Source organism: Natronococcus roseus (genome assembly GCF_043677095.1).
Classification (GTDB): Archaea; Halobacteriota; Halobacteria; order Halobacteriales; family Natrialbaceae; genus Natronococcus; species Natronococcus roseus.
Window position 1 is genome coordinate 410,588 of record NZ_JBHLJR010000004.1, and the last position, 24,109, is coordinate 434,696.

Sequence of the window (24,109 nt, forward strand, 5' to 3'; positions counted from 1 at the left end):
TATGCGTCGGATCTACGAGTCGAGCGCTCTCCGCCGGGACGACGACGAACCCTTCTCCCCCCGGGAGCGAGAGACCGAGCCGCAGTCGATGCGGTCGATCGACAGCACGAGCCTGAGCCGTCGGCTCGTTCCCGACCGACTCTGTCACTGGGCGATCTCGATCGACGTCTCGACGCCGCGGTCGACGTACCCGGCCGGGGTCGCGATCCCGTTTCGAGTGACGATGCGAAACGCGATGCCGTTCCCGATTACGGTGAGGACGCGATCGCCGATTCTCTGGCGCTGGAGCGTCGACGGGCTCGTCGACGCCGCCGAAATCCCGGTTCACGATCCGCCCGCGGAACCCCAGGGGTTCCGGTTCGACCGCGGCGAGCGAAAGCAGTTCACGAAGCGCTGGCACCAGCACTTTCGGGTCGCCGACGACGAGTGGGAGGCTGCCGAGCCTGGAACGCACACGATCGGTGCCGGCCTGAACGTCGCGGACGCCGACGAGAAGGGGCTGTACGACGAGACGACGATCACCGTCGATCCGGACGACGCCTGATCGACGAGTCCCTACGGCTGGAAGCCGCCGCTCGCACCACGATCGGCGTCGTCCGGATCGAACTCGAGCAGCGGCTGTTCGCAGCCGTCGCAGTTGAGCGCGTGGACCGCGTAGGTCTGACAGCAGGAGTCGACGGTGTCCTCGGTCAGCGTGATCGGCCCCTCGCAGTCCGGACAGCGCTCGCGGAACGATCGCAACACCTCGAGCAGTTCGATCCGCTGGCCCTGCGGAACCTCCCGCCAGCGATCGGTCAATCCCTCGAGCGCACGATGGGTCGCGAGATCCGCTCGCAGGGCGGCCGTCGACGGCCACGAGTGGATCCGACGGCCGATCCTGACGGCGGGGTACGGACGGTCCGCGACCGTTACCGCCGCGGGCTCGAGGCCGTATAGCTCGGCGACGAGCGCCGGCTCGAGCGGGTCGTCGGGCAGCGTTCGAAGCCGATTATCGATCCGGTCGGCGAGGTCGTCAGTAAAGCCGAGATCGTTTTCTCGGACCTCGACGGCGCCGACGTCCAAGAGGAACCGCTCCGGATCGACCGCTCGTTCCTGCTGGCGTTCGTACTCCTCGATGGTCTCGGCCGTCAGCTCCTCGGCGTCCTCGTCGGACTCCTCGAGCGGGTGCGTGTCGAAGCGCTCGAGGATCGGCGCCGGGAGGTATCGCTTCGTCAGCGCCGGCGTTCCGGGAACGAGGTAGCCCCGGAGGCCGATCGCGGCCAGCGAACCTGCGAACGCCGCGGCGCCGCCCTTTCGCGAGACGCGACCGACGATGGCGCTCGCCGCCGCGGCGAGCGAGACGTTGACGATCGTACACGGAACGCACCTGTTCTCGCCGGTGTACTCGGGGTTTCGGACGCGAGCCAGCACCGTCCGAATCGACTCTCTCATACCCGTCGGTTGTGACGGTGTCACCAAAAACGGGACGGCTCGAGCGGGGTCGCCTCGCCGACTTACTGGTTTCAGGCGCCGACATCGTCGTTCCCGTGGCATCCCTCGAGCGGCTGTTCGTCCCGTCATTCGGGAGCGAACTCACGAACGGCTCGAGGCCGGTCCACTCGAGGTCGTCCTCGCTACCGTGACCCGTGTGGAGGGCGTCACTGGACGGCACAAGAGCTGGTGGCGACAGTGATTGTCTGGAAAACAGGCCTCTACTCGAGTTGGCGGCGGCCGGACGACCGTGTATCCCGAATCGATGTTGGGGGACGGCTCGAGCGTTCTCGAGATGAAGACGGGAGGGAGATTTGAACCACGTCCACTTCGCTCCCTGCGGTCGCTCGTGGCCTGGTTCAAATCTCCTCTATACTATTTTCGAGGCACACGCCACTTGTCACTCCGTTCCTCGTTGTTGCTCGCCTCGAAAAGTAGCGGGAGGTAGATTTGAACTACCGGTCTGCGGGTTATGAGCCCGCCGGAATCTCCTGGCTATCCCATCCCGCTACTTCTTCGTAACCCGGTGCGCTAGTTAAGGGTTGTGATTCGGCCGCCGTATGTGGGTTTCTGTCGTCAACCCTGGTGGACCTTCCACGTGTAGAGGCTCTCGCAGGTGTAGTTGACGAAGAAGCCGATCCCCATTCCGACGAGGTTCGCCGCCAGATACCAGACGCCGAAACCGTACACCAGCAGGGTCAACACGCTCAGCGAGACGAAAAGTCCCCCGAGCCGAACCAAGTTCGATCGGAGAAAGCGCCGGCCGAGCGCTCGAGCGCTCGAGGTGCCGTGGCTCGCGAACGTCCAGCGTTCGTTGATCGCGAAGATCACCGCGATGGCGAACTCCCAGGCGATCACCTTCGCGGCGACGGGTCCCAGAACGGTGAGTTCGACGAGCGTGACGAGAACGAGGTTGTCGACGGTCGCGCCGACGAGCCCGACGCTCGCGAACTGGGTGAACCGAGTCGTCGAGAGCAGCGCCCGGATCCGCACCCGGAGCGCGTCCGTGGGTGATCGTGACATTGCCGTCCCTGGCTGGAGTGTCGGTCTCGAGAGAACGGTCGGCGCTCGTGGCTATAGCTCGAGGTCGGCTTTCGCGCGGACGACGTCGACGTCGTCAGCGTCGACGCGGTCGACGTCGAGGAAGTGAGGGGTGAAGTTGCGCTTCTCGAAGTCCTCGAACTCCGAGTCGGCGCCGACGGTACACCACAGTTGGACCTTCTCGGGGCCGTGCCACTCGCCGTTGCGCGTCACGGCGAAACACACCACCTCCTCCCCGTCGTACTCCACGATGGCCCCCTTCCGGATTCCCGGGTCCCCGTGGATGATGAGACGCTTCATGCGAGTGCGTTCACGCGAGAGGGGATTAAACGCTTCGAAGGCCCAAGGGGGCCGCCATCGGGTCGACGACGAACCAAACGGGTTTTAAACAGCGCTGTCTTAGCCCACGTCAAGTGAGCTAACGATGCAGATGCCACGCCGATTCAATACGTACTGTCCGCACTGCAACGAACACCACGAGCACGAGGTCGAGAAGTCCCGTTCCGGCCGCTCCTCGGGGATGAAATGGGACGCGCGCCGCACCCGGCGCAACACCGCGACGATCGGAAACGCCGGTCGCTTCTCGAAGGTGCCCGGCGGCGAGAAGCCGACGAAGAAAACGGATCTCAAGTACCGCTGCAGCGACTGCGGCAAGGCCCACCTCCGCGAGGGATGGCGCGCCGGCCGACTCGAGTTCCAGGAGTGATTACTATGGCAGGAAACTTCTACAACGTCCGCTGCGGTGACTGCGAGAACGAACAGACCGTCTTCGGCAAGGCCTCCACGGAGGTCGCGTGTGCCGTCTGCGGAACGACGCTGGCGCGACCGACCGGCGGCAAAGCCGAGATCGACCACGAGATCGTAGAGACAGTCGAGTCACGATGAAGTACAGCGGCTGGCCCGACACCGGCGAGCTCGTCGTCGGCAAGATCGACGAGATCGAGGACTTCGGCGTCTTCGTCGACCTCGAGGAGTACCAGGACCAGCGCGGGCTGATCCACATCTCCGAGGTCGCGAGCGGCTGGATCAAGAACGTCCGCGATCACGTTCGCGAGGGCCAGATCGTCGTCTGCAAGGTACTCGACGTCAACACCGAGTCCCAGCAGATCGACCTCTCGCTCAAGGACGTCAACGACCACCAGCGCTCCGATAAGATCCAGGAGTGGAAAAACGAGCAGAAGGCCGACAACTGGATGGCGCTCGCGCTCGGCGAGGACGCCGCCGACGAGACCTACACCGCCGTCGCCAACGAGTTGATCGGCGCCCACGGCAGCCTCTACGACGGGTTCAAGCAGGCCGCGATCCACGGCGAGGAGGCGCTCGAGGGAACCGACCTCTCGGAGGGTGAGATCGACGCGCTCGTCGAAACCGCCCGAGAGAACGTCTCGGTGCCGTACGTCGACGTCACCGGCTACGTCGATCTCGAGAACGCCTCCCCGAGCGGCGTCGACGGCATTCGTACCGCCCTGGAGGCCGCCGAGGGGAACGTTCGAAAGAACAAAGCTCTTTCGAGCCAATCAGAAGCGGACGCTTCTGATGACGGCGAGGTCCCCGACGAGGTCGACCTCGAGGTCAGCTACGTCGGCGCTCCGGAGTACCGGATCAACGTCCGTGCGCCCAACTACAAGACCGCCGAGTCCCAGCTCGAGGAGAGCGCCCGCCGTGCGGTCGCCGCGATCGAGGGCGAGGGCGGCTCCGGCGAGTTCCACCGCGAACGGCGCACCGACGACGAGTAATGAAGTCGGACATCCGGGTCTGTTCGGCGTGGCGCGACGCCCACGACCGCCCGGTGTACACCCTTCTGTCGACCTGTCCCGACTGCGGCGCCGAGGCCGTAAACAGCGCGCCGGCGCCGTTCGACCCCGAGGACGCCTACGGCGAGTACCGACGCGCTCTTAAACGTCGCAGTCGCTGATACGGTATGGACGAACTCGAGATCGACGCGGTCGCCGAGGTCGAGCTGGACGACCCCGTACTCGTCGAGGGGCTGCCCGGCGTCGGACACGTCGGCAGCCTCGCGGCCGAACACCTCCTCGAGGAGCTCGAGGGCGAGAGCACTCTCGTCCGCCGGATCTACTCTCACGAGTTCCCGCCGAAGGTGAGCATCGAGGACGGCGTCGCCGACCTGACCTGCGCCGAGATCCACGCCGTCTCGGTCCCCGACGGTCGCGACCTGCTCGTGTTGACCGGCGACCACCAGGCCCAGACCAACGATGGCCACTACGTGCTGGCGTCGGCGTTTCTCGACGTCGCCGAGGAGTTCGGCGCGAGCGAGCTGTACGCCCTCGGCGGCGTGCCGACCGGCGAACTGATCGACGAGTACGCCGTCGTCGGCGCGGTCAGCGACGAGTCGCTGGTCGAGACCCTCGAGGACGCGGGCGTCGAGTTCCGCGAGGACGAGCCCGCCGGCGGCATCGTCGGCGTCTCCGGACTCCTGCTCGGACTGGGCGAGCGCCGGGGCTTCGAGGCCGCCTGCCTGATGGGCGAAACAAGCGGCTACCTCGTCGACCCCAAGAGCGCCCGCGCGGTGCTCGAGGTGCTCGAGGAGCTGCTCGGGTTCGAACTCGACTACGAGAGTCTCGACGAGCGTGCCGACGAGATGGAGGACGTCATCGGCAAGATCCAGGAGATGGAACAGCAGCAACAACAACAGCAGATGGACGTGCCGACCGACGACGACCTGCGCTACATCGGGTAGTCGCTTCGATTCGAGTCGGCTGCCGCGAGTAACGTCGTACTCGTGTTATATCGTTCTGGGCGTAGTGGTCCCGGACATGGCACACAGCCCCGAACTTCCGGAAAAGTACGTCTGTGTCGACTGTCAGACGATACACGCCGGAACGGTCGCCGAGCGTACCGACACCGGCCACCGGTACGAGCCACCCGAAGCGTGTGGCTGTTGTGGCGGGACTGAATTCGTATCCGAAGCGGACTGGCCCCACGTCGACCGGTAGCGTGGTTCGCCCGCCGTCCCAGGCCAGCTGACCCCCGCGAATCGCGAACACTATTTTCGCCTCGACCAACGGACCACACATGACCAACCCTCGAGCGATCGAGCGCTACGACGTCGCCGTCGTCGGCGCGGGGCTCGCCGGGCTGACGGCGGCACGGGAGCTGACCGACGCCGGGTTCGAGGTAGTCGTCCTCGAGGCCAGAGACCGCGTCGGCGGTCGGACGGCCGCGGGCTCGCTGTCGACCGGCGACGCGATCGACCGCGGCGCGGAGTGGATCGGTGCTGACCACGACCGGATCCTCGAGCTGGTTGAGGAGTTCGACCTCGAGCTTCGCGAGCAGTACGACGCGGGCCTCGATCGGGTCGCCGTCGCGGGCGAAGTGTTCGACCACGAGGACCGCTTTCGGGCACTTCCGGAGAAGTCGGCCGCGGAGCTGCGGGCGGCGCTCGAGCGGATCGAGAGCCTCCGTTGCGACGTTCCCCTCGAGTCGCCCGACGAGGCGCCCGATGCCGAGCGGTGGGACGGGACGACCCTCGAGTCCTGGAAGCGGGAGACGATGGCGACCGAGGCCGCCCGGGAGGCGTTCGACGCGTTCGTCCGCGCCGAGTTCACCGTCGAGCCGAGCGCGATCTCGCTACTGTACTTCCTCGCGGCCGTCGACGCCGGCGGCGGACTCGAGAGCCCCGGCGAGTCGACCAGCGCAACGCAGGAGTATCGCCTCGCCGGCAGCACCCAGCAGCTCTCGGACGGGCTCGCCGACGGTCTCGGCGACGCGATCCGACTGAACGAACCGGTTCGCCGGCTCGAGCGACGGGACGATGGCGTGACGCTCGAGACCGACGACGGAGCGTACGCGGTCTCGGACGCCATCGTCGCCGTCCCGCCGCCGCTGATCGACCGCATCGACCACGAGCCGCCGCTGCCCGCCCGTCGACAGGGGCTGGTCCAGCGGATGCCGATGGGCGCGGTGATCAAGTGTTTCGCCGCCTACGAGGAGCCGTTCTGGCGCGAGGACGGCTACTCGGGGTCGGTGCTGGCGACCGACGGCATCGTAACCGAAATCGCGGACGGAACGCTCCCCGACGGGGACCGGGGTCTCCTGGTCGGGTTCGTCGCCGGCGCCGATGCCCTCGAGTGGAGCGACCGTCCCGCGGCCGAGCGCCGGGATCGGGTGCTCGAGGAGTTCGGCCGCTACCTCGGGCCGCAGGCGACCGATCCGCTGGCGTACGACGACGAGGCCTGGTCGAAGACCCGGTGGTCGACGGGCGGGTACAACGCCGCGATGACCCCGGGGACGCTGACGTCCTGTGGCGACACGCTCCGCGAACCGGTCGGTCGCGTCCGCTGGGCCGGGTCGGAGACGGCCCTCGAGTGGCGCGGCTTCATGGAGGGAGCGATCCGCTCGGGGGAGCGGGTCGCGAGCGAAATTCTCGAGGATCGCAGTGATCGAGGGGGCTGATCGGTCGGTCGGCGAGAATCCGTCGGACCGTTCCCGGAACGCGGGGCCGGAACACCGCTCGGCTCGACTACCCCTCGAGGACTTCGTAGGAGACGGCAGCGTCCCGTAACGTGTCGGTGACTCGACCGACGGCCTCGGTCGTCGCAACTGCCGTGACTGCAAGCCCGCGTTCGGCGGCATCGGTCGCGACCTCGCCGACGGCGAAGGTGACGGCGGGATCAACGTCGGCTCGTCGGCAGGCGACGACCGCCTCGACGCCCGTCGCGAGGACGAGGTCGGCGTCTTCGCAGTGCTCGGTGATCGCTTTCGCGCTGATCTCGCGGCTGCCACCCGACCGCACCGCGGGTACCTGCAGGACGGTGACGGAGCCGGGCTCGAGGTCGATAACGCCCTCGAAGCTCGTGACGCCGACGTCGGTGCCGGCCTCGGCGTCGGTCGTCGCGACGCCCGTCGCCGGTCCGACCTCGCCGGGTTCCGCGTGGAGCAGCCCCTCGTCGATCGACAGCGAGACGATGTCGCCCTCCTCGAGATCCTCGAGTGCGATCGCGGTGTCCTCGCCCATCGCGCCCAGCACGTCCTCGGTGACGTGGTCGGCGAACCGTCGAACGTCGCCGGCGGCCTGAAAGAGCCAGTCGACCCCTTCCTTGGTGACCCGATACCGGGAGCGGCCCTCCTTCTCGACGAGCCCGTCGTCGACGAGTTCGCGGATGTACTCGCTTACGGCCTGGCTCGTGACGCCGACCTCCTCGGCGATCTCTCCCTGGCTGACGGCGGGCTGGCGCTCGGCGATCTGGACGAGGATCCGGAACCGCGTCGCAGCCCGTTTGTTATCGAGGACGTCGACCATACGGGTCGTTTTCCCCCAGCGCGGCAAAAAAGGTACGCAGTCGCCGGTCGGTTTCGGTCGTCGAGGCAACAAGTTGATACCGCGAGAGTACATCAGAAAGAATGACTATGTCGCCGCCCTCCTCGACGTCGGTCGGACTCGAGACCGCCGTCGGCGTCGCGTCTACGGGCAACGGTGCGGTCGGTTCGGCGCTCCGGAGCGCCCAGCCGATCGACGCGCTGGCCTGGATCGCCATCGTCGCCTTCGGCCTCGCGTTGCTCGTTCGGTGGTCGGACGTCGTGGTTCCCGCCCGTCCGATCGCGGGGGTCGCCTGGCTCCTCTTTGGCACCTACTGGCTGACGATGGTGCCGTACTACTACTACGACGCACAGAGCCCCCTCCAGACGGTACTGGCGCTCGTCGCCTTACCGCTGTGTGCCTACACCGGCTACCTGCTCTGGAACGGCCGGGAGTCGCTGTTCGTGCTGACCAAGGCCGTCGCGCTCATGGGGCTGATCTACCTGCCCGCGGAGACGATCCCGATCGTCCGCCAGTGGCTGATCGAGACGACCGCGGTCCAGACCCACTACGGGATGGAGCTGCTGGGTCACAGCCCCGGCATCAACGAGGGCATGAACGGGTACGAGAGCCGGTTCAACTTCAACTCCGAGGAGACGGCGACGGGCCGAACGACGTACATCGTCCTCGCCTGTACCGGGCTCGGGAGCATGGCTATCTTCGGCGGACTGATTGCCGCGGTGTCGGCTCCGCTGCGGCGAAAGCTGACGGCGTTCGCGCTCGCGATCGGCGTCATCTGGCTGCTGAACCTCGTCCGGAACGTCTTCATCGGTCTGGCGACCCCACACGGCTGGTTCCAGCAGGACCTCGTCGTCTCGCTGGTGACGACCTACATGGGCGCCGAGGAGGCCCGCGTCTCCTACCTCGTCGCGCACAACTACATCTCCCAGCTGCTGGCGGTCGTCGCCCTGATCGGCGTCACCTACCTGGTGGTCAAGATCCTCCCCGAGGTCCTCGAGCCCCTCGAGGAGGTGCTGTTCGTGCTCACGGGCACGGAGTACGATCTCGAGACGGCCCTCGGCGCGGACGTCCGGACCGACGGCGGCTCTCGCGACACATGACCGACGCCGTCGACGTCCCCTTCGAACTGGACGATCGAGCGGTCTACTTTCCCCGCGCCGAGACGCTCGTTCTCGCGGACCTCCACCTCGGACGCGGCGCCGCCTCGAGGGTCCAGGCACCGATCGGCGGCGAGGAGGACGTCGGCGACAGGCTCGAGGAACTGCTCGCCGCCCGGAACCCCGAAACGGTCGTGATCGCCGGCGATCTGCTGCACTCGTTTTCCCGGATCCCTCGCGGCGTCGAACGATCGATCACCCGGCTCGTCGACGGCGTCGAGGCCGCCGGTGCCTCGCTGGTCGTTACCCCCGGTAACCACGATACGATGCTCGAGTCGGTGCTCGACGGCGAGACGACAGCCGCGTACCGGCTGGCCGACGGGGAGACCGTCGTCTGTCACGGCCACGAGTCGCCTCCGGACGATGTCCGCGACGCGACACGGTACGTCGTCGGGCACGAACATCCCGCGATCGAGATCGACGGGCGAAAACGGCCCTGCACACTGTACGATCCCGGCGATGACGACCGCACGGCGACCCTGATCCTCCCGGCGTTTACTCGCCTCGCGGGCGGTCGAACCGTCAACCGACTCCGCTCGAGCGACCTGCAGTCGCCGCTGATCGGCGATCTCGACGACTACTACCCGGCCGTCTACGATCGCTCGAGCGGGGAGACCCTGTGGTTCCCGCCGTTAGGAGAGTCGCGTCACCTCCTCTGAACAGAAATATAAAATTAAAAGACTGTATCCAAGGAAAGACATATAGTACATCACACATACCCTCCGGTAGCAAGATGGCCGAACCCGTGGAACATCATTCGGTTGCGGATCGCCTCGTCTGCCCGAACTGTCCGGCGGACTACCCGACGCCGTTCTCGAGGCGACGGATCAGCTGTCGGCGCTGCGGAACCGACTTCCTGGCGCCCGACGAGGCCCGCGACGGGAACAGCTGTCCGGAGGACGACGGTCGCGAGACGGGATCCGACGCGAGAGCCAAGACGGACCGAGCGGTCGACGGCGGGAGCGACGATCGAATCGCTCCTTACCTGCGGACGATCCGGACGAGTGCGCCGGCTATCGCACTCGGATTCAACGGCGTCGCACTCGGGTTCTGGCTCGTCGGCGCCGCATCCTTCGAAATCGCCGTGATGAGCGTACTGCTCGTTACGAACGGAGTTCTCTTTCAGGACCGACTCTGATCGGACGTTCGGCCATCGAGGTCCTGAAACGGTTTACTTTACCGCTCGAGTGCGAACAGGAGTGCAGTGACGTTCACCGGCGACTGCGGAGGTCGTCTACCGCCGCCTTCGCCGCGAGGCGCCCGCTCTTCATCGCGCCCTGGATCGACGACCACTGGGTGTAATCACCCGCCAGATAGACCGGACCGTCCGGATCGCGGGGATCGGGCAGTCGATCGCGAAAGCCCGGTGGCTGCGCGAACTGCGCGAACTCGATTCGGTCAGTCCGCCGGGTCTCGAGTGCGTCGAACTGACGGTCGGGGTACCACGACTCGAGGGTCTCGCGGGTGATCGTCTCGAGTTCCGCGTCGCTCTCCTCGCGCTCCCCGAGGTAGGTCGCGCTGATCAGTTCGGCGCCGTCGGGGGCGTACTCGGGAGCGACCGCGCTGTGGGGAACGATCTGGTTCGGGCCCTCGTCGGCCGTGTTGAGGAGGAGCTTTCCTCCGGATTCGAGATCCGTCCCCGCCGGTAACTCGTAGTACTGGGTGACGCAGGCTCGGGCGTCGGTGGGGATCGACTCGACACCCGTCAGCCCCCGCGCCGCGGGCGGATCGGTCGCAACCACGACCGCGTCGACGTCGTACTCGCTCTCGGTCGCGGTTACCGTCGCCGACTCCCCGTTCGCGCCCTCGACCGAGACGTCGGTCACCTCGGTCTCGAGTCGGATGCTGGCGCCGGCATCCCGCGCGTGCTGGGCCAGCTGGGCCGGGACCGCGGCCATCCCGGTCGCGGGAACGGCCGCACGGCTCGTCAACAGCGTCCGGAACGTGTGCTCGAAGACCCGGCTCGAGGTCGACAGCGACCGATCGAGGGTGATCCCGCCGTAGAAGGGGGCGACGAAGTTGTGGATAAACCGGTCCGAGAATCCGCGATCGCGGAGGAATTCCTCGATGGTCGTGTCCGGTTCGGAACGGTCGAAGATCGTCTCCGGATCGCGTCGGGCGAGTTCGACCGCCAGCCGCGCGACGCGGAGCTTGTCTCCCGTCGAGACGTCCGTGTTCGACAGCGTCGCGAACAACGCTCGTGGATCCCGGATCGGATCCGATAGCGTCGACCGACGGCCGGGTCGAGCGAGGCACGCACCCGGCGCGAACCGGCGCAGATCGAGACGCTCGAGATCGAGCTCCCGCTGGACGGCGGGGTACGACGGGAACAGTACCTGAAATCCGCGGTCGAACCGGAACCCCCTGTGTTCCTGGGTCCAAACCCGTCCGCCGACGTTTTCCGAGCGTTCGAGCAACGTTACGTCCAGTCCCGCACCGGCGAGATGCCGTGCGGCGACGAGTCCGGCGAGCCCGCCGCCGGCGACGACGGCTCGCGGCGTCTGAGTCATATTCGGTCGTTGGAAACCGAGACGGAAAGTCGTACCCGTCGCGGACGCCGGGCAAACCCCGAACTCGTCAGTGGTCCGTCAGCAGCCGGAGGACAACCCCGGCCAGAATCACCGGAATACCGATCGCGGCGGTGATAAACGGCGGAACCGGGACCAGAAGCAGTGCAACACCGAGCAGGGCGACGATCGTCGACACTCTGACCATACCGTTCAGTGGGCCTCGCGACGGGTACCGCTGTGGCAGGCATCTCCAGCGCGTGCGCCGATTCGATCGGCGATCGACGGAAGCCCACTCCTATCGTAACAACTGAAGCTGTTTGCACACCGATCACACAGCCGTCGTGCGATCGGGTGCGCACTGACTTTCAGTGGCTACTATAACTTCCGACCGACCGTAGGGACGGTATGGTCGATGTGACACTCACGCCGATCGAGCGCGGCACGATCACGACCGACTACAACCACATCCTCGAGGGCCACACGGTGGGGACGGCAGACGACCCGAATCCCGAGACGACGATGGGCGACGGCCCCGTCTACAACGTCGTGATCGACCACCCTGAGGCGACGATCCTCTGGGACACCGGCTCCCACCCTGAAGCCGATTCGGGCCACTGGCCCGCCGAGCTGTACGCAGCCTTCGAACACACCGGGCTCCGGCCGCTCGAGGACGACCTCGAGTCGGCCGGCTACGCACTCGAGGAGATCGACTGCGTGATCCAGAGCCACCTCCACCTCGACCACGCGGGCGGGCTGTACGCCTTCGAGGGAACCGACGTGCCGATCGTCGTCCACGAGCGGGAGCTGAAACACGCCTACTACAGCGCCAAGACCGACGCGGGCGACGAGGCCTACCTCGCGGGCGACTTCGACCGGGAGCTCAACTGGGATATCGTTCACGGCGACCGCGAGGGGCGCTTCCGCGATCTCGAGCTCGTCCGTCTACCGGGTCACACACCCGGCCTGTTGGGAGTTCGTCTCGAACTCGAGGACGCGGGCACCGTCCTGATCGCGGGCGACCAGGCCTACGTCCGGGAGAACTACGAGGACGAACACCCGATGGGCGGGAGCCTACTGTGGTGCAAGCGGTCCTGGCTCGAGAGCCATCGGCTGCTCGAGGAGGAGGCGAGACGCCACGACGCGACGATTATCTGCGGTCACGACGAGCGGGATCTCGAGACGTTGCGGGAGCTGTAGCGGTTCGTCGGCGGGGGCCGACCGTCCGCCTCACACTCGGTTGGGACGAGACCCGCGCGGCGAGCTGACCTTTATGACGGGTGTCAGGGTAGTGGTCGTATGGCCGATCAGAAGGTCGCGATCGTAACGGCGGCCGGAAGCGGTATCGGGGAGGCGTGCGCCCGGCGACTGGCCGACGAGGGATACACGCCGGTGCTGTTGTCGCCGTCGGGTAGCGCCGTCGAGGTCGCAAACGACCTCGGCGGGGACGGGTTCGAGGGATCGGTGACCGACCCCGACGATCTGGCGGCTCTCGTCGAAACGACCCGCGAACGCTACGGGCGCATCGACGCGGTGGTGAACAACACTGGTCACCCGCCCTCGGGCGATCTCCTCGAGATCGCCGACGAGGAGTGGTACGAGGGGCTGGACCTCGCGCTGTTGAACGTCGTGCGTATGGCTCGACTCGTCACGCCCATCATGGACGAACGGGGTGGCGGATCGATTGTGAACGTCTCCACGTTCTCGGCGTTCGAACCGTCGCTCGAGTTCCCCGTCTCGTCGGTGGCTCGAGCCGGACTCGGGAGTTTTACCAAGCTCTACGCCGACCGGTACGCGGCGAAGGGAATCCGGATGAACACGGTCCAGCCCGGGTTCGTCGACAGCTACGACGTCGACGAGGAAACGAGGGAGCGAATCCCGATGGGACGGCCGGCGCGAACCGCCGAAATCGCGGACGCCGTCGCGTACCTGCTCTCGCCCGCCTCGAGCTACGTCACCGGGCAGAACATCCGCGTCGACGGGGGGCTGACGTCGTCCGTCTGAACGCACCAGTTTCGGCTACGGCGCCCACTCTTGTCGAACGCTACTGTCCACCACGAGCTTGCTCGACCGCGTAGCCGGCGTTGAGTACCGTCGCGTCGTCGAACCGCGCGCCGACGAGCATCAGCCCGATCGGGAGCCCGTCGACCTCGCCCGCGGGGACGCTGATGCCGGGGTGGCCGGTGCGGTTGAACGGCGAGGTGTTGGCCGGCACGTCGGTCTCGAGGAGCCGATCGAACGCGTCCCGATCGGGGTCGTGTTCGGGCGCGGTCACGTCCGTCGTCGGCATCGCGAGGACGTCGTACTCCTCGAGGGCCGCGTCGTACTGTTCGGCCAGCTCGAGCATCAGGTTCATTCCCGCCGCGTAGTACCGAGAGTGGTACCGACTGAGGGTGTACAGCCCCTGGAGCAGCTTGAGCTTGAGGTTCGGCGGGAAGTCGTAGCCCTGCGCCCGCTGGAACTTGCCGAAGGCCTCGACCCACGAGGTGCTGTACCAGGCCTTCCAGCCGTGGCCGATCCCCTGGCCCATCATCGCGGCGACCAGCCCCTCGTTCGTACAGATCGTGTGGATCGTGTCGGCGTCCTCGTGTAGCGGAATCGAGACCTCCTCGACGGTCGCGCCGCGTTCCTCGAGCAGGCTGATCGCGTCCCGAACCTGCTCGTCGACGCCAGGATCGCCGTCGGGTTTGTCGAACCCCTCCTCGAGAACACCCACTGAAAGGTCCGAGACGTCGCCGTCGAGGGCGTCCTGGTAGCGTTCGGTCGGGACGTCCGTCGGTCGCCGGAGGTGTGCCGCGTTGCTGCCGGCAATTTCGGTGAGCATCTCCGCGGCCGTCTCGACGTCGGGGGTCATCGGTCCCGGGTGGTCGATCGTGTGCTCGAGGCCGACGCAGCCGGTGTAGGGGACCAGGCCGTAGGTCGGCTTGTGGCCGACGATCCCACACAGCGAGGCGGGGATCCGGATGCTCCCGCCCTGGTCGCTTCCGATCGCGGCGTCGACCTCGCCCTCGACGACCGCGACCGCGCTTCCCCCACTCGACCCGCCCGCGAGGTAGTCGTCGTCGCGGGGGTTCGTGATCGGGCCGAACGCGGTGTGACCGACCCGCGTGACGGCCATGTCGTCCATGTTCGTCTTCCCGACGACGTCGGCCCCGGCCTCGAGCAGCCGGCTGACCACCGTCGCGTCGGCGTTCGGAACGTACCCCTCGACGACGTTCGAGCCGCAGGTCATCTCGACGCCGGCGACCGCGACGTTGTCCTTGATCGCGACCTCCCAGTTCGACAACGGCCCGTCCTCGTCGCCCTCGACCTCGCACTTCGTGACCCAGGCGTTGTGGGGATCCTCGTCGTCGTCGAGCCGGGTTCCCGGGTTTCGGGGTCGGGTTCGCGTGATCGGCCCGCGAGGTTCGGGATCGTACGCCTGGATCGTCTCGTACTCCTCGAGGTTGTCGGTGAGCTGCTCGTGGTAGAACTCGACTTCTCCCGGCGTGAGGTCGAGGAACAGCTCCTCGCCCAGCTCCCGGATGTCGTCCTCGGACGGCGGACGGATTGGCATACCTACTCATCACCGCTACAACAAAAAGGGATTCAGCATGACCCTGCGCAGTCGATTCCGTCGCGAGAGCCGACTGCGGGGAGCCGTCGCTCCGCGGACTCGGCGAGCTAGACGAGCGCCTCGAGGTCGGTCGGCCGCTCGAGCAGTCGGTACTCGCCGTCGTCGTACGCGACGACGTCCTCGTGGCGGAGGTGATCGAGGTGGGCGTAGGCCTCGCCGGGGCCGTGGACGATGTGGATCCCCTCGAGGTCGCCAAAGAGGTGGGCGCTGACCGTCCAGGCGTCGGCCTGCCCGTGCTCCTCGAGGACGTCGAGGACGTTTCCGGTCCGCTCGCGGTGGTGGTCGAGGATCGTCCGCGCGCGCTCCGAGGGGTCCTCGATGGGATCGCGGTGGCCCGGCCAGACCCGATCGTACTCCCGGTCGATAAACGCCCGCAGCGTCTCGGCGTAGCGCTCGAGAGGGCGCTCGACCCGAACGTCGGCACCGCCGACGTTCGGGGTGTAGACGGGGAGGACGGCGTCGCCGACGAACGCCTCTCCGCCAGTTCGCGAGTCCCCGTCAGTCCCCTCTCCGCGGCGGTCCGTCTCCGCGGCGTCGCCGATCTCGAAACAGCAGAGTCCAGCCGCGTGACCGGGCGCGTGGACCGTCTCGAGGGTCGTTCCGCCGACCTCGAGGACGGTTCCGTCCTCGATGGGGGTCGGCTCCGCGGGCAGCCCCTCGATGTGGACCGAGCCGTCGAGAAACGCGAGCAGCTCTTCGCGGGCGTCCTCGGGAAGCCCCCACTCCTCGAGCAGCGTCTCGCGGCGGTCCTCGAGGGCGGCGACGGCCTCTTCGTCCTGTTCGACGAGGGGAGCGTCGGCCTCGTGGACGTACACCGTCGCGTCGCTCTCGCGTTGAATCTCTCCCGCCAGTCCCGCGTGATCGACGTGGAAGTGCGTGAGCACGATGTCGTCGACGTCGGCGAACTCGTAGCCCCGTTCGGCCAGCCCGTCCCGGAGGTCGGCCCGGATGTCGTCGGTCGAGACGCCGGTGTCGACCAGGGCGAGCTCGTCTCCGTCGGCGAGGACGTAGGCGTTGTTCCGTCCCTCGAACTCCTCGTTGCCCAGCGTGATCCTGTCCATACCGAGTAGGAAACGGCTACCCGCTATTAGTTTGCGCGATAACAAAACGCCCGTCGGCGCGGTCGGGCCGCCCTCGATCGGGGGACGAGGGGTGGCTACTCCTCGAGTTCGGCCCGCAGCAGCTGGTTGACGTCGCCAGGATCCGCGCTGCCGCCGGTCTTTTGCATCACCTGGCCGACCAGGAAGTTGATCGCGCCGTCGTCGCCCGACTCGTAGTCCGCGACCGCCTCGGGGTTCTCCTCGACGGCCTCGGTGACGGCCTGCTGGACCTCGTCTTCGCCGGTCTTGCCCAGCCCCTCCGCTTCGACGATCTCGTCTGGCTCCTTCCCGTCGTCGAGCATCCCTCGCAGCACCGTCTCGCGGGCGTTTTTCGCCGTGATCTCGTCCTCGGCGACGAGTTCGACGAGCCGGGTGACCTCCTCGAGCCGGCCCTCGATGTCCGTGATCTCCATGTCGCGGTAGTTGAGCTCGCCGAGCAGGTTGTCGGCGACCCAGGTCGCGGCAAGGTCGGGATCGTACTCGCCGGCGACGTCCTCGTAGAAGTCCGCGACCTGTTTCGTCGAGGTGAGCTTGGAGGCGGCCTCGTCGCTCAGTCCGTACTCCTCCTCGAACCGTTCGCGCCGGGCGGTCGGCAGTTCGGGGATCGCGATCTCTTCCTTCCAGCCCGAGACCCGCAGCGGCGGCAGGTCGGCCTCCTCGAAGTAGCGGTAGTCCTTCTCCTCTTCCTTCGAGCGCATCGAGACGGTGATCCCCCGCGACTCGTCCCAGTGGCGGGTCTCCTGTTCGACCGCGCGGCCGCGCTGGATCGCGTTCTTCTGGCGGGTCTCCTCGTAGGCCAGGGCCTTCTGGGCCCCCTTGTGACTCGAGATGTTCTTGACCTCCGTGCGGTTCGCTGCGGCGAGGGCGTCCGGTCCGATCTCGGTGACGTCGTCGCTCTCGATCTCCTCGGCGGGGATGATCGAGAGGTTGGCGTCGATCCGGAGGCTGCCGTCGCGCTCGGCCTCGAAGACGCCCAGGTACTCGAGGACCTCCTCGAGCTCCGAGAGGAACGCTCGCACCTCGTCGGGGCTGCGGAAGTCGGGTGCCGTGACGATCTCCATCAGGGGCGTCCCCGCGCGGTTGTAGTCGACGAGCGTGTACTCCGCGGAGTCGATCCCGCCGCCACCGCCGACGTGTTGCAGACTTCCCGGATCCTCCTCGAGGTGGGCCCGTTCGATCGTCACGGTACGGCGGTCGCCCTCGACGCTGATCTCGAGGCCCCCCTCCTGGCAGATCGGCTCGTCGTACTGGGTAATCTGGAAGTTCTTGGGCAGGTCGGGGTAGTAGTAGTTCTTCCGGTGGAACCGCGTCTCCTCGGGAATGTCGGCGTCGATCGCCTTCCCGATCTTCACCGCGGCCTCGACGGCGCCCTCGTTCAGGACGGGAAGGGCGCCCGGCAGGCCGAGACAGATCGGGCAGACGTTCTCGTTCGGCTCGTCGGTCGCCTCGGTCGAACAGCCACAGAAGATCTTCGTGTCGGTCTCCAGCTGGACGTGGACCTCGAGCCCGATGACGGTGACGAGGTCGCCCTGCTGGACGGTCTGGGCAGTCATTGGACCTCGATTCGGGCCGGGGCCGGTAAAACATAACGGAGCGAGGGCGTCGCGCGGGAACGGAAAGCACGTTCGCCTCGAACGCCGGACGGTAGCATCGGTTCGACAGCTGTACGGTGATCTCGCAGTCACGGCTGTCGTCGCCCGCTGGAACGGCGGGATCGACTTCTCGAGCGGGTCGACACGGAGTATCGGCCGTCCGCCAGCGTTGTCCGCTCGATCAGCGCTCGTCCGAGCGCGTCGCAGTGGTAACCGCGAGAAAGAGGAAGTACGCGAGCGCGGCGACGACGATCGAGACGGCGAGGACGGTCACGCCGACGAATCCCTCGAGCGCCGCCTCGGGTCGCTCGAAGAGGTACGCGCCGCCCTCGATGGCGAGGACGACCAGCCCGCCGTAGACCGCGGTGAACGCGACCGCCCGGACGAGCGCTTCCCCGTCGTACCCCGGGCTTCGAAAGAGTTCGACCACGAACAGCAACGCGAGCGCCAGCACGTGAACCGCCTCGGGGTCAAGTGGTTCGAGAATCTCCGATTCTCGTCATCACGGAAATCGAAGATTTCCGGACGACCCCGAGGCACTCGGCCTGCTCCGCCTGTAGAACGGCTCGGGAACGGCCCCGAAACCGACGGCGCTCACGGCGAGGTAGCCGTAGTACGCGAGCGCGAGCAACGCCCCGCCGAGCAGGGTCATCGAGAGGCCGTACCCGCTGGCGTCGTCGACCGCCGGCGTCGCGAACTCTATCCCGTCGCTCGCGTCGTCCGGCGGGTTCGAATCGGATCCGTCGATCTCGTCCTCGGGCATGGCTCTGTACGTCGATTCGACCCCCATCCTTAGAAACATTCGCCACGTTACACGTGAGATCGCCGACGACGGTGCCGCCTCAGCGGTCGCCGACCGGTCCTCGGTCTCCCACTCGAGGTCCTCGAGTTACGTCACGAGGACTCGAGTGCGGTCCGCTTCGGGAGCACGCACCCGGTCTGCGTTCGAGAAGACGTGCCCTCAGACGGGTTCGAAACGGCCCCGACGACCGTCCGCGGTACTCGCTTCTACTCGTCCTCGAAGTCCTCGAACTCGAGATCCAGCTCGTCGAAGAGCTCGACGACCAGCTCGTAGTCGTCCCTGTCGGCCTCCTCGATGCCGGTAAACCAGAGCTCGTAGTCCTCGTCGACGTCCTCGGGAATGAGGTCCTCCTCCTCGGCGTCGAGCAGCGCCTCCCTGACGTCGTCGCGAACGGGCTCGTCCCAGTCGCTCCGGGCCGTGATCGGCGCCCGCGGGAGCGGGTCCGAGACGGCGACTAGCTGGAGTTCCTCCGCGCCGTCCTCGAGGGCGCTCCCCGCGTCGTCGTACTCCGCGGAGTGTTCGACGAACTCCTCGTGTTCGTCGAACTGCTCCTGGGGGATCTGCGGCGCGGAGGCGAACGCCCCCGTTGCCGCGGCCGCGACGGTGTCGTCGTTGATCATCTGTTCGCGAGTCGTATCGTGGTCGTCCGCGGTCTGGATCTCCAGATCGTTCGCGTCGCCCTGCGGGAAATCGCCGATGTCCAGCCCGGCCTCGCTCAGCATCATCGCCGGCGCGAGCGTCCCGCTGAACGACAGGAGCGCGCCGGTGGCCATCGTCTCGCCTGCGAGGTCGTCGATCGTTTCGATCCCGCTGTCGGGCGTGGTGATGATCGTCGAGAAGTACAGCGGCCCGCCGAAGGCCGTCCGCATCCCGACGACGTCGGCGAACTCCTGGCTCCCCGGGAGCCCCGTCGGCGACGTGTCGGCGATCTCGGCCTGGTTGGTGTTGAGCGCCTCGAAGGTCTCGACGTAGCTGCCGGCACGAATCAGTTCGATCTCGGCGCCGGTTTCCTCCTCGAGGTACTCCTTCATCGGCGTGTACTCCTCGACGATGTCGGTCTGTTCTTCTGCCGGGTTGAGGACGAACCGAACCGGATCGTCGTCCTCCCTGCCGCCGCCGTCGCCCTCTCCGAGGCAGCCGGCCAGGCCCGCGAATGCGATCCCGCCGGTCGCGGTCAGAAACGTTCGCCGAGTGTTGGTACCACGACGTGGTAGCTTCGCCATATCCCGTACCGAGAGTCGATCAGTATAAAATCAACGAGATGCGGCCGCGGGCGTTTCGTACGACGGCTCGTCTCGGCGACTGATCTGGAACACCGAGCGGGTCGGGTTCGCTTCCAATACCGGTTCGGTCGGACCTACCGCGCGTCCTCGAGGTCCTCGAGCGCGTCGGGGTTCTCGATGCTGCTCATATCGCCCAGATCCTCGCCCGTGTAGGTCGCCTGGATCGCCCGGCGGATGATCTTGCCCGACTGAGTCTTGGGGAACTCGTCGACGAACAGCACCTCGCGCGGGCGGAACGGCTTTCCGAGCTCCTCGCCGACCTGTGCGCGCAGCTCCTCACGGAGGTCGTCGCTTTCCTCGCGGCCGTCCTCGAGGATGACGTAGGTGACGACCGCAGTACCCGTGGTGTCGTCCGGGGCGCCGATCGCCGCGGCCTGATTGACCGCCTCGTGGTCGATCAGCGCGCCTTCGACCTCGGCGGGGCCCACCTTCCGGCCCGCGACGTTCAGGGCGTCGTCGGCCCGGCCGTGGAGGAACCAGAAGCCGTCGGGATCCTTCTGGGCCCAGTCGCCGTGGTTCCACATGTCGTCGAACCGCGACCAGTACTCCTCGAGGTAGCGCTCGTCGCCCGACCACAGCGACTTGGTCATCGACGGACACGAATCGCGGGCGACGAGGTAGCCCCGTTCGTTGTCCTCCCTGACCGACTCCCCGGTCGCGTCGACGATGTCGATGTCCATGCCGAGACCGGGTCCACCGAGCGTGCAGGGTTTCAGCGGCTCGGTCGGCATCGGCATCAGGAAGCAGCCACAGATCTCGGTGCCGCCGGAGATGTTGATGATCGGGGCCTCGCCGCCTCCGACGTTCTCGTAGAACCACTGCCAGGACTCCGGGTCCCAGGGTTCGCCCGTCGACCCCAGCAACCGGAGCGAGGAGAGGTCGTGGTCCTCGAGCCACTCGTCGCCGTGTTTCCGGAGCGCTCGAATCGCCGTCGGCGAGATCCCGAACTGGGTTAGCTCGTGGCGGTCGATCATCTCCCAGAACCGATCGGGCTGCGGGTGATCGGGCGCACCCTCGTACATGAAGACGGTGCCGCCGAAGGTGTGGGTTCCGATCAGCGTCCAGGGCCCCATCATCCAGCCGATGTCGGAGACCCAGAAGAACCGATCCGAGGGCTTGAGATCCATCCCGAAGTGGACCTCCTTCGGACACTGGACCTGGACGCCCGCGTGGGTGTGGACGATCCCCTTGGGCTTGCCCGTCGTCCCCGACGAGTACAGCAGCATCGACTCCTGATCCGACGGGAGGGACTTCGTCTCGTACTCGTCGGACTGGCTCTCGACGGCGTCAGCCCACCACTCGTCGCGGTCGTCGGTCCAGGGAACGTCGCCGTCGTCATTGCTACCCAACCGATCGAAGACGATCACGTCCTCGACGTAGCCGGCCTCCTCGATCGCCTCGTCGGCCGACCCCTTCAGTCGGACGGGACTCCCCCGTCGGTAGAAGCCGTCGCCGGTAAACAGCACCGAACACTCCGAGTCGGCGATCCGGGTCGCCGTGGCGTCGACGCCGAAACCGGAGAAGATCGGCACCGCGATCGCGCCGACCTTGAAACAGCCGTAGAGGATCGAGGCGACCTCCGGGACCATCGGCATGTAGAGCCCGACCGTATCGCCCGTCTCGATCCCTCGCTCCTCGAGGGCGTTCGCGACCTGATTCGACTGCCGACGAAGCTCGTGGTAGGTGATCTCGCGAACCTCGCCGTCCTCGCCCTCCCAGATGGTCGCGACCGTGTTTCGCCGCTCCTCGTCGCGGGCGGCGTGGCGGTCGGCGACGTTGTGGGCGAGGTTGAGCTCGCCGCCGGGGTACCAGTCGGTGAACTGGGGTCCCCCGCGGCTCGCGGTTTCACCGCTCGCGTCGTCCGAGGCGCTTTGCGCCTCGCTGTCGTCTCTGACTTCGTCGTACTCCTCGTAGAACTCGATCCCGAGGTAGTCGACCAGCTCGTCCCAGAACCAGTCGACGCCGCTCTCTGGCTCGCCCTCGAGTTCGGTCGTCGTCCGCTCGATCAGCGCCTCGTAGTCGTCGATTCCGTACTCCCGCATGAACGCGGCGACGTTGGTCGATTCGACGAACTCCTCGCTCGGTTCGTGAACGATCTCGTCGACGTCTTCCAGACTGGTGTTTCCTCCCATCGTCACTCTCACTCGTAGGTTAGCGTCATGCCCCCATCAAACAACAGGTCGCCACCGTCAAGGTGTCGGCCGAGATCCGAAAAGCCGAGGACGAAGAGGTTGCCGACGTCGATCGGTTCCATCATCTCCTTGACCCGGGATTGGCCGACCATCACGTCCTCGATCACCTCCTGGACGCTGATACCGCGTTGCTCGGCGGTGTCCTCGAGCTGGGCGGTCACGAGCGGGGTCTTCACGTAGCCCGTACTCACCGAAAACGAGCGGATCTTGCCGTTGCCCTCGGCTGCGATCGACTGGGTGAGCCCGCGCAGTCCGAACTTCGAGACGTTGTACGCGACCTTGTCGCTGGTGACGTAGTGGGCGTGGACCGACGCCATGTTCCCGACACAACCCTGTCCGTTCTGGGTGTCCCGGAAGTGGGGCATACACAGCTTCGAAAGGTACAGCGGCGCCCGGAGCATAATCTCGTGGAGCATATCGTAGGTCTCCATCGGGAACTCCTCGATCGAGTCGATGTGTTGCATCCCCGCGACGTTGGCGAGGTACTTGAGGTCGCCGAGTTCGGCGGCCTCGGCGACGATTCGTTCGATGTCGTCGTCGACCGTGAGATCGCCCACGATCGGGACGATCTCCCCCTCGAGACCCAGCTCCTCGCCGCGGGCGACGGTCTCCTCGAGGCCGGACTCGTCGATGTCCGTGATCGCGACGGTGAGGCCGTTGCCTGCGGCCGCCAGCGCGGTCGCCTGGCCGATACCGGATCCACCACCCGTGACTAGACAGACGTTTCGGTCGGTAAAGGAATCGTCCGATATCGTGTGAATATCTTCCCGCGTGATCGTCGGCGGGCTCACTTTGTCCTGAGGCATACCGTGTAGGTGGGTCGCAGGGCGCTAAAGCGACCCTGTTAACATATCAACGGCGGTCGCCGACCCGCCGTCGCGGCCGCAGTCCGCGTCGCCCGCAAATGCGAACGATTAATATCCGTATTATGGTTATAATGTACCGTGCTATGATCGACCTCGATCTCGACATGCGGCAGTACGACTGCCCCTTTATCGACACCACGGACGACGTCGACGTCGCGTTCTCGGCCGTCCAGTGGCAGCTCGACACCGACGCCGAGAAGCTCGAGACGCGGCTCATCGCGAAGGGGGAGTCGGCGGCGGCGCTTGACCAGGGACTCCACGAGCTTCGGACCCACCCGAACATGCGCGACTGTTACATCCTCACGAAACGGGACAACGTCGCCCAGATCGGGACGACGATCGAACAGACGAACGCGATGCGGGCGATCCAGGAGAACGACGGCTACATCACCGGTCCGTTCCGGATCGAGGACGGTCGCGAGCGCTGGCACGTCGGCTTCGACGACGACGGCGCCGAGGATCGCACCCTCGCCGAACTCGAGCGACACAACGACTACGAGGTCGAGGATCGCGACCAGTTCGGCCCGACGACGCTGTTCGACCTGCTCGAGAACTCCGACAGCGCGCTTCGCCTGCTCGAGGGCTGTCGTTCCCTCACCGAGACCGAACAGGAGACCTTCGAGGTCGCCTCGAAGAACGGCTACTACGAGACGCCCCGCGAGACGACCCTCGACGAGCTGGCCGACCACTTCGACATCTCGAAGACCGCCGTCTCGATGAACCTGCGACGCAGCGAGCGCAAGATCCTGAAGGCCGCACTGGGTGCGATCGAGGGGATGGACGGTCACGACGAGCTGTAGTTTGGTACAGATTCACAGTAAGTTACCAGAACTGTTAGTTGTGTCTGACGTACGTTTATGGTTCCAGACCATTCCCTAGATGGTATGTCGAACAACCGCGTGGAGCAACTCGAGTCGACCGTCGCCGAACTCGAGTCGACCGTCGAGGGACTGACGAGCGAACTTATCGAAGCGAAAGAACGAATCCGCGTTCTCGAGGCCGAACTGGACGCCGACACGCCAACCCGCGTTCCGGAACGACGAAGCGAGAGCGAGGAGCCGGTCGACGCCGAGGCGACCGAGGAAGCCGACTCCTCGACCGACGAGGCCGAGGCCGAACCCGCGGACGCCGAGGCGACCGAGGAGAGCGGTGGCGACGAAGCGGAAGACTCAGGTAGCGACGACATTATCGTCGCATAACCGCAC

At 66.5% G+C, this 24,109-nt stretch carries 29 protein-coding genes and 1 tRNA gene; 15 read left to right on the forward strand and 15 right to left on the reverse strand.

All coding sequences use genetic code 11. The features are described 5' to 3' along the window. Nucleotide 1 precedes the first annotated feature (1 nt). Nucleotides 2–544: a hypothetical protein gene (locus tag ACFEMD_RS13220; protein WP_394741449.1), complete on the forward strand. Its 543-nt coding sequence runs from the start codon at nucleotides 2–4 to the stop codon at nucleotides 542–544. An 11-nt stretch (nucleotides 545–555) separates the two neighbouring features. On the opposite strand, the gene ACFEMD_RS13225 is transcribed toward ACFEMD_RS13220, so the two are convergent. From ACFEMD_RS13225 to ACFEMD_RS13240, 4 genes are all read right to left on the reverse strand, one after another. After that, nucleotides 556–1,431, reverse strand: coding sequence for a hypothetical protein (locus ACFEMD_RS13225; protein ID WP_394741450.1), 876 nt, complete (start codon nucleotides 1,429–1,431; stop codon nucleotides 556–558). Nucleotides 1,432–1,905: 474 nt separating this feature from the next. Further along, a tRNA-Met gene (locus ACFEMD_RS13230) sits at nucleotides 1,906–1,980 on the reverse strand. Between the two features lie 66 nt (nucleotides 1,981–2,046). Continuing rightward, entirely contained in the window at nucleotides 2,047–2,493 is a 447-nt protein-coding gene (locus ACFEMD_RS13235; RefSeq protein ID WP_394741451.1) for a GtrA family protein, read from the reverse strand. Nucleotides 2,494–2,544: 51 nt separating this feature from the next. After that, on the reverse strand, nucleotides 2,545–2,811 hold the full coding sequence (locus tag ACFEMD_RS13240; protein ID WP_278291410.1) for an HAH_0734 family protein: 267 nt from the start codon (nucleotides 2,809–2,811) through the stop codon (nucleotides 2,545–2,547). A gap of 124 nt (nucleotides 2,812–2,935) precedes the next feature. Here ACFEMD_RS13240 and ACFEMD_RS13245 point away from each other — a divergent pair, with 124 nt between their 5' ends. The 7 genes from ACFEMD_RS13245 to ACFEMD_RS13275 all read left to right on the forward strand — a co-directional run bounded on the left by ACFEMD_RS13245 (nucleotide 2,936) and on the right by ACFEMD_RS13275 (nucleotide 6,924). After that, complete coding sequence (locus ACFEMD_RS13245) at nucleotides 2,936–3,217, forward strand: 50S ribosomal protein L44e (RefSeq protein WP_394741452.1); 282 nt, start codon at nucleotides 2,936–2,938, stop codon at nucleotides 3,215–3,217. Nucleotides 3,218–3,222: 5 nt separating this feature from the next. Next, nucleotides 3,223–3,396, forward strand: a complete 174-nt coding sequence (locus ACFEMD_RS13250) for a 30S ribosomal protein S27e (RefSeq protein WP_394741453.1) — start codon at nucleotides 3,223–3,225, stop codon at nucleotides 3,394–3,396. After that, on the forward strand, nucleotides 3,393–4,247 hold the full coding sequence (locus ACFEMD_RS13255; RefSeq protein WP_394741454.1) for a translation initiation factor IF-2 subunit alpha: 855 nt from the start codon (nucleotides 3,393–3,395) through the stop codon (nucleotides 4,245–4,247). Before ACFEMD_RS13250 ends, ACFEMD_RS13255 begins: the two co-directional genes overlap by 4 nt. Beyond that, a complete protein-coding gene (locus tag ACFEMD_RS13260) occupies nucleotides 4,247–4,426 on the forward strand; it encodes an RNA-protein complex protein Nop10 (RefSeq protein WP_005553723.1) in 180 nt (59 codons plus the stop codon). Before ACFEMD_RS13255 ends, ACFEMD_RS13260 begins: the two co-directional genes overlap by 1 nt. A 6-nt stretch (nucleotides 4,427–4,432) precedes the next feature. After that, nucleotides 4,433–5,209, forward strand: a complete 777-nt coding sequence (locus ACFEMD_RS13265; protein ID WP_394741455.1) for a proteasome assembly chaperone family protein — start codon at nucleotides 4,433–4,435, stop codon at nucleotides 5,207–5,209. A 76-nt stretch (nucleotides 5,210–5,285) separates the two neighbouring features. Continuing rightward, on the forward strand, nucleotides 5,286–5,465 hold the full coding sequence (locus ACFEMD_RS13270; RefSeq protein WP_394741456.1) for a hypothetical protein: 180 nt from the start codon (nucleotides 5,286–5,288) through the stop codon (nucleotides 5,463–5,465). 79 nt (nucleotides 5,466–5,544) lie between these two features. Further along, nucleotides 5,545–6,924 carry a flavin monoamine oxidase family protein gene (locus ACFEMD_RS13275; RefSeq protein ID WP_394741457.1) on the forward strand — a complete coding sequence of 460 codons (1,380 nt, stop codon included), beginning with the start codon at nucleotides 5,545–5,547 and terminating at the stop codon, nucleotides 6,922–6,924. Between the two features lie 67 nt (nucleotides 6,925–6,991). On the opposite strand, the gene ACFEMD_RS13280 is transcribed toward ACFEMD_RS13275, so the two are convergent. Then, a complete protein-coding gene (locus tag ACFEMD_RS13280) occupies nucleotides 6,992–7,771 on the reverse strand; it encodes a DUF7839 domain-containing protein (protein WP_394741458.1) in 780 nt (259 codons plus the stop codon). A 107-nt stretch (nucleotides 7,772–7,878) separates the two neighbouring features. On the opposite strand from ACFEMD_RS13280, the gene artA reads away from it, so the two are divergent. From artA to ACFEMD_RS13295, 3 genes are all read left to right on the forward strand, one after another. Beyond that, nucleotides 7,879–8,889, forward strand: a complete 1,011-nt coding sequence (gene artA / locus ACFEMD_RS13285) for an archaeosortase A (RefSeq protein ID WP_394741652.1) — start codon at nucleotides 7,879–7,881, stop codon at nucleotides 8,887–8,889. Beyond that, complete coding sequence (locus tag ACFEMD_RS13290; RefSeq protein ID WP_394741459.1) at nucleotides 8,886–9,605, forward strand: metallophosphoesterase; 720 nt, start codon at nucleotides 8,886–8,888, stop codon at nucleotides 9,603–9,605. Before artA ends, ACFEMD_RS13290 begins: the two co-directional genes overlap by 4 nt. A gap of 74 nt (nucleotides 9,606–9,679) precedes the next feature. After that, nucleotides 9,680–10,084, forward strand: a complete 405-nt coding sequence (locus ACFEMD_RS13295; RefSeq protein ID WP_394741460.1) for a hypothetical protein — start codon at nucleotides 9,680–9,682, stop codon at nucleotides 10,082–10,084. 73 nt (nucleotides 10,085–10,157) lie between these two features. Here ACFEMD_RS13295 and ACFEMD_RS13300 read toward each other — a convergent pair whose 3' ends face one another. Further along, entirely contained in the window at nucleotides 10,158–11,456 is a 1,299-nt protein-coding gene (locus tag ACFEMD_RS13300; protein WP_394741461.1) for an NAD(P)/FAD-dependent oxidoreductase, read from the reverse strand. 67 nt (nucleotides 11,457–11,523) lie between these two features. Further along, on the reverse strand, nucleotides 11,524–11,661 hold the full coding sequence (locus ACFEMD_RS13305; protein ID WP_394741462.1) for a transporter: 138 nt from the start codon (nucleotides 11,659–11,661) through the stop codon (nucleotides 11,524–11,526). Nucleotides 11,662–11,861: 200 nt separating this feature from the next. Between ACFEMD_RS13305 and ACFEMD_RS13310 the strand changes: the two genes are divergently transcribed. Together ACFEMD_RS13310 and ACFEMD_RS13315 are read left to right on the forward strand one after the other, a co-directional pair. Beyond that, nucleotides 11,862–12,653, forward strand: coding sequence for an N-acyl homoserine lactonase family protein (locus ACFEMD_RS13310; protein ID WP_394741463.1), 792 nt, complete (start codon nucleotides 11,862–11,864; stop codon nucleotides 12,651–12,653). Between the two features lie 99 nt (nucleotides 12,654–12,752). Continuing rightward, nucleotides 12,753–13,457: an SDR family oxidoreductase gene (locus ACFEMD_RS13315; protein WP_394741464.1), complete on the forward strand. Its 705-nt coding sequence runs from the start codon at nucleotides 12,753–12,755 to the stop codon at nucleotides 13,455–13,457. Between the two features lie 40 nt (nucleotides 13,458–13,497). Here ACFEMD_RS13315 and ACFEMD_RS13320 read toward each other — a convergent pair whose 3' ends face one another. The 8 genes from ACFEMD_RS13320 to ACFEMD_RS13355 form a co-directional block, all read right to left on the reverse strand. Further along, nucleotides 13,498–15,009 (reverse strand): amidase, encoded by a 1,512-nt coding sequence (locus tag ACFEMD_RS13320; RefSeq protein WP_394741465.1) that lies wholly within the window; start codon nucleotides 15,007–15,009, stop codon nucleotides 13,498–13,500. Between the two features lie 107 nt (nucleotides 15,010–15,116). Then, nucleotides 15,117–16,130, reverse strand: coding sequence for an MBL fold metallo-hydrolase (locus ACFEMD_RS13325; protein WP_394741466.1), 1,014 nt, complete (start codon nucleotides 16,128–16,130; stop codon nucleotides 15,117–15,119). Nucleotides 16,131–16,225: 95 nt separating this feature from the next. After that, entirely contained in the window at nucleotides 16,226–17,722 is a 1,497-nt protein-coding gene (gene gatB / locus ACFEMD_RS13330; protein ID WP_394741467.1) for an Asp-tRNA(Asn)/Glu-tRNA(Gln) amidotransferase subunit GatB, read from the reverse strand. Between the two features lie 220 nt (nucleotides 17,723–17,942). Next, nucleotides 17,943–18,215, reverse strand: coding sequence for a hypothetical protein (locus ACFEMD_RS13335; protein WP_394741468.1), 273 nt, complete (start codon nucleotides 18,213–18,215; stop codon nucleotides 17,943–17,945). 48 nt (nucleotides 18,216–18,263) lie between these two features. Continuing rightward, on the reverse strand, nucleotides 18,264–18,524 hold the full coding sequence (locus ACFEMD_RS13340; protein WP_394741469.1) for a hypothetical protein: 261 nt from the start codon (nucleotides 18,522–18,524) through the stop codon (nucleotides 18,264–18,266). Between the two features lie 245 nt (nucleotides 18,525–18,769). Further along, nucleotides 18,770–19,786 (reverse strand): PhnD/SsuA/transferrin family substrate-binding protein, encoded by a 1,017-nt coding sequence (locus tag ACFEMD_RS13345; RefSeq protein ID WP_394741470.1) that lies wholly within the window; start codon nucleotides 19,784–19,786, stop codon nucleotides 18,770–18,772. A 134-nt stretch (nucleotides 19,787–19,920) separates the two neighbouring features. Next, nucleotides 19,921–21,978: an AMP-binding protein gene (locus ACFEMD_RS13350; RefSeq protein ID WP_394741471.1), complete on the reverse strand. Its 2,058-nt coding sequence runs from the start codon at nucleotides 21,976–21,978 to the stop codon at nucleotides 19,921–19,923. A gap of 8 nt (nucleotides 21,979–21,986) precedes the next feature. Then, nucleotides 21,987–22,844 (reverse strand): SDR family oxidoreductase, encoded by an 858-nt coding sequence (locus tag ACFEMD_RS13355; protein WP_394741472.1) that lies wholly within the window; start codon nucleotides 22,842–22,844, stop codon nucleotides 21,987–21,989. Nucleotides 22,845–22,987: 143 nt separating this feature from the next. On the opposite strand from ACFEMD_RS13355, the gene ACFEMD_RS13360 reads away from it, so the two are divergent. Together ACFEMD_RS13360 and ACFEMD_RS13365 are read left to right on the forward strand one after the other, a co-directional pair. Beyond that, nucleotides 22,988–23,704 carry a helix-turn-helix domain-containing protein gene (locus ACFEMD_RS13360; RefSeq protein WP_394741473.1) on the forward strand — a complete coding sequence of 239 codons (717 nt, stop codon included), beginning with the start codon at nucleotides 22,988–22,990 and terminating at the stop codon, nucleotides 23,702–23,704. Nucleotides 23,705–23,788: 84 nt separating this feature from the next. Further along, nucleotides 23,789–24,103 carry a DUF7518 family protein gene (locus ACFEMD_RS13365; protein ID WP_394741474.1) on the forward strand — a complete coding sequence of 105 codons (315 nt, stop codon included), beginning with the start codon at nucleotides 23,789–23,791 and terminating at the stop codon, nucleotides 24,101–24,103. Nucleotides 24,104–24,109: the final 6 nt, after the last annotated feature.

Excerpts from the sequence above, each read along its gene's own strand:
- ACFEMD_RS13220 (WP_394741449.1), top strand. The coding sequence starts at position 2 with ATGCGTCGGATCTACGAGTCGAGCGCTCTCCGCCGGGACGACGACGAA.
- ACFEMD_RS13225 (WP_394741450.1), bottom strand. The coding sequence starts at position 1,431 with ATGAGAGAGTCGATTCGGACGGTGCTGGCTCGCGTCCGAAACCCCGAG.
- ACFEMD_RS13235 (WP_394741451.1), bottom strand. The coding sequence starts at position 2,493 with ATGTCACGATCACCCACGGACGCGCTCCGGGTGCGGATCCGGGCGCTG.
- ACFEMD_RS13240 (WP_278291410.1), bottom strand. The coding sequence starts at position 2,811 with ATGAAGCGTCTCATCATCCACGGGGACCCGGGAATCCGGAAGGGGGCC.
- ACFEMD_RS13245 (WP_394741452.1), top strand. The coding sequence starts at position 2,936 with ATGCAGATGCCACGCCGATTCAATACGTACTGTCCGCACTGCAACGAA.
- ACFEMD_RS13250 (WP_394741453.1), top strand. The coding sequence starts at position 3,223 with ATGGCAGGAAACTTCTACAACGTCCGCTGCGGTGACTGCGAGAACGAA.
- ACFEMD_RS13255 (WP_394741454.1), top strand. The coding sequence starts at position 3,393 with ATGAAGTACAGCGGCTGGCCCGACACCGGCGAGCTCGTCGTCGGCAAG.
- ACFEMD_RS13260 (WP_005553723.1), top strand. The coding sequence starts at position 4,247 with ATGAAGTCGGACATCCGGGTCTGTTCGGCGTGGCGCGACGCCCACGAC.
- ACFEMD_RS13265 (WP_394741455.1), top strand. The coding sequence starts at position 4,433 with ATGGACGAACTCGAGATCGACGCGGTCGCCGAGGTCGAGCTGGACGAC.
- ACFEMD_RS13270 (WP_394741456.1), top strand. The coding sequence starts at position 5,286 with ATGGCACACAGCCCCGAACTTCCGGAAAAGTACGTCTGTGTCGACTGT.
- ACFEMD_RS13275 (WP_394741457.1), top strand. The coding sequence starts at position 5,545 with ATGACCAACCCTCGAGCGATCGAGCGCTACGACGTCGCCGTCGTCGGC.
- ACFEMD_RS13280 (WP_394741458.1), bottom strand. The coding sequence starts at position 7,771 with ATGGTCGACGTCCTCGATAACAAACGGGCTGCGACGCGGTTCCGGATC.
- artA (WP_394741652.1), top strand. The coding sequence starts at position 7,879 with ATGTCGCCGCCCTCCTCGACGTCGGTCGGACTCGAGACCGCCGTCGGC.
- ACFEMD_RS13290 (WP_394741459.1), top strand. The coding sequence starts at position 8,886 with ATGACCGACGCCGTCGACGTCCCCTTCGAACTGGACGATCGAGCGGTC.
- ACFEMD_RS13295 (WP_394741460.1), top strand. The coding sequence starts at position 9,680 with ATGGCCGAACCCGTGGAACATCATTCGGTTGCGGATCGCCTCGTCTGC.
- ACFEMD_RS13300 (WP_394741461.1), bottom strand. The coding sequence starts at position 11,456 with ATGACTCAGACGCCGCGAGCCGTCGTCGCCGGCGGCGGGCTCGCCGGA.
- ACFEMD_RS13305 (WP_394741462.1), bottom strand. The coding sequence starts at position 11,661 with ATGGTCAGAGTGTCGACGATCGTCGCCCTGCTCGGTGTTGCACTGCTT.
- ACFEMD_RS13310 (WP_394741463.1), top strand. The coding sequence starts at position 11,862 with ATGGTCGATGTGACACTCACGCCGATCGAGCGCGGCACGATCACGACC.
- ACFEMD_RS13315 (WP_394741464.1), top strand. The coding sequence starts at position 12,753 with ATGGCCGATCAGAAGGTCGCGATCGTAACGGCGGCCGGAAGCGGTATC.
- ACFEMD_RS13320 (WP_394741465.1), bottom strand. The coding sequence starts at position 15,009 with ATGCCAATCCGTCCGCCGTCCGAGGACGACATCCGGGAGCTGGGCGAG.
- ACFEMD_RS13325 (WP_394741466.1), bottom strand. The coding sequence starts at position 16,130 with ATGGACAGGATCACGCTGGGCAACGAGGAGTTCGAGGGACGGAACAAC.
- gatB (WP_394741467.1), bottom strand. The coding sequence starts at position 17,722 with ATGACTGCCCAGACCGTCCAGCAGGGCGACCTCGTCACCGTCATCGGG.
- ACFEMD_RS13340 (WP_394741469.1), bottom strand. The coding sequence starts at position 18,524 with ATGCCCGAGGACGAGATCGACGGATCCGATTCGAACCCGCCGGACGAC.
- ACFEMD_RS13345 (WP_394741470.1), bottom strand. The coding sequence starts at position 19,786 with ATGGCGAAGCTACCACGTCGTGGTACCAACACTCGGCGAACGTTTCTG.
- ACFEMD_RS13350 (WP_394741471.1), bottom strand. The coding sequence starts at position 21,978 with ATGGGAGGAAACACCAGTCTGGAAGACGTCGACGAGATCGTTCACGAA.
- ACFEMD_RS13355 (WP_394741472.1), bottom strand. The coding sequence starts at position 22,844 with ATGCCTCAGGACAAAGTGAGCCCGCCGACGATCACGCGGGAAGATATT.
- ACFEMD_RS13360 (WP_394741473.1), top strand. The coding sequence starts at position 22,988 with ATGATCGACCTCGATCTCGACATGCGGCAGTACGACTGCCCCTTTATC.
- ACFEMD_RS13365 (WP_394741474.1), top strand. The coding sequence starts at position 23,789 with ATGTCGAACAACCGCGTGGAGCAACTCGAGTCGACCGTCGCCGAACTC.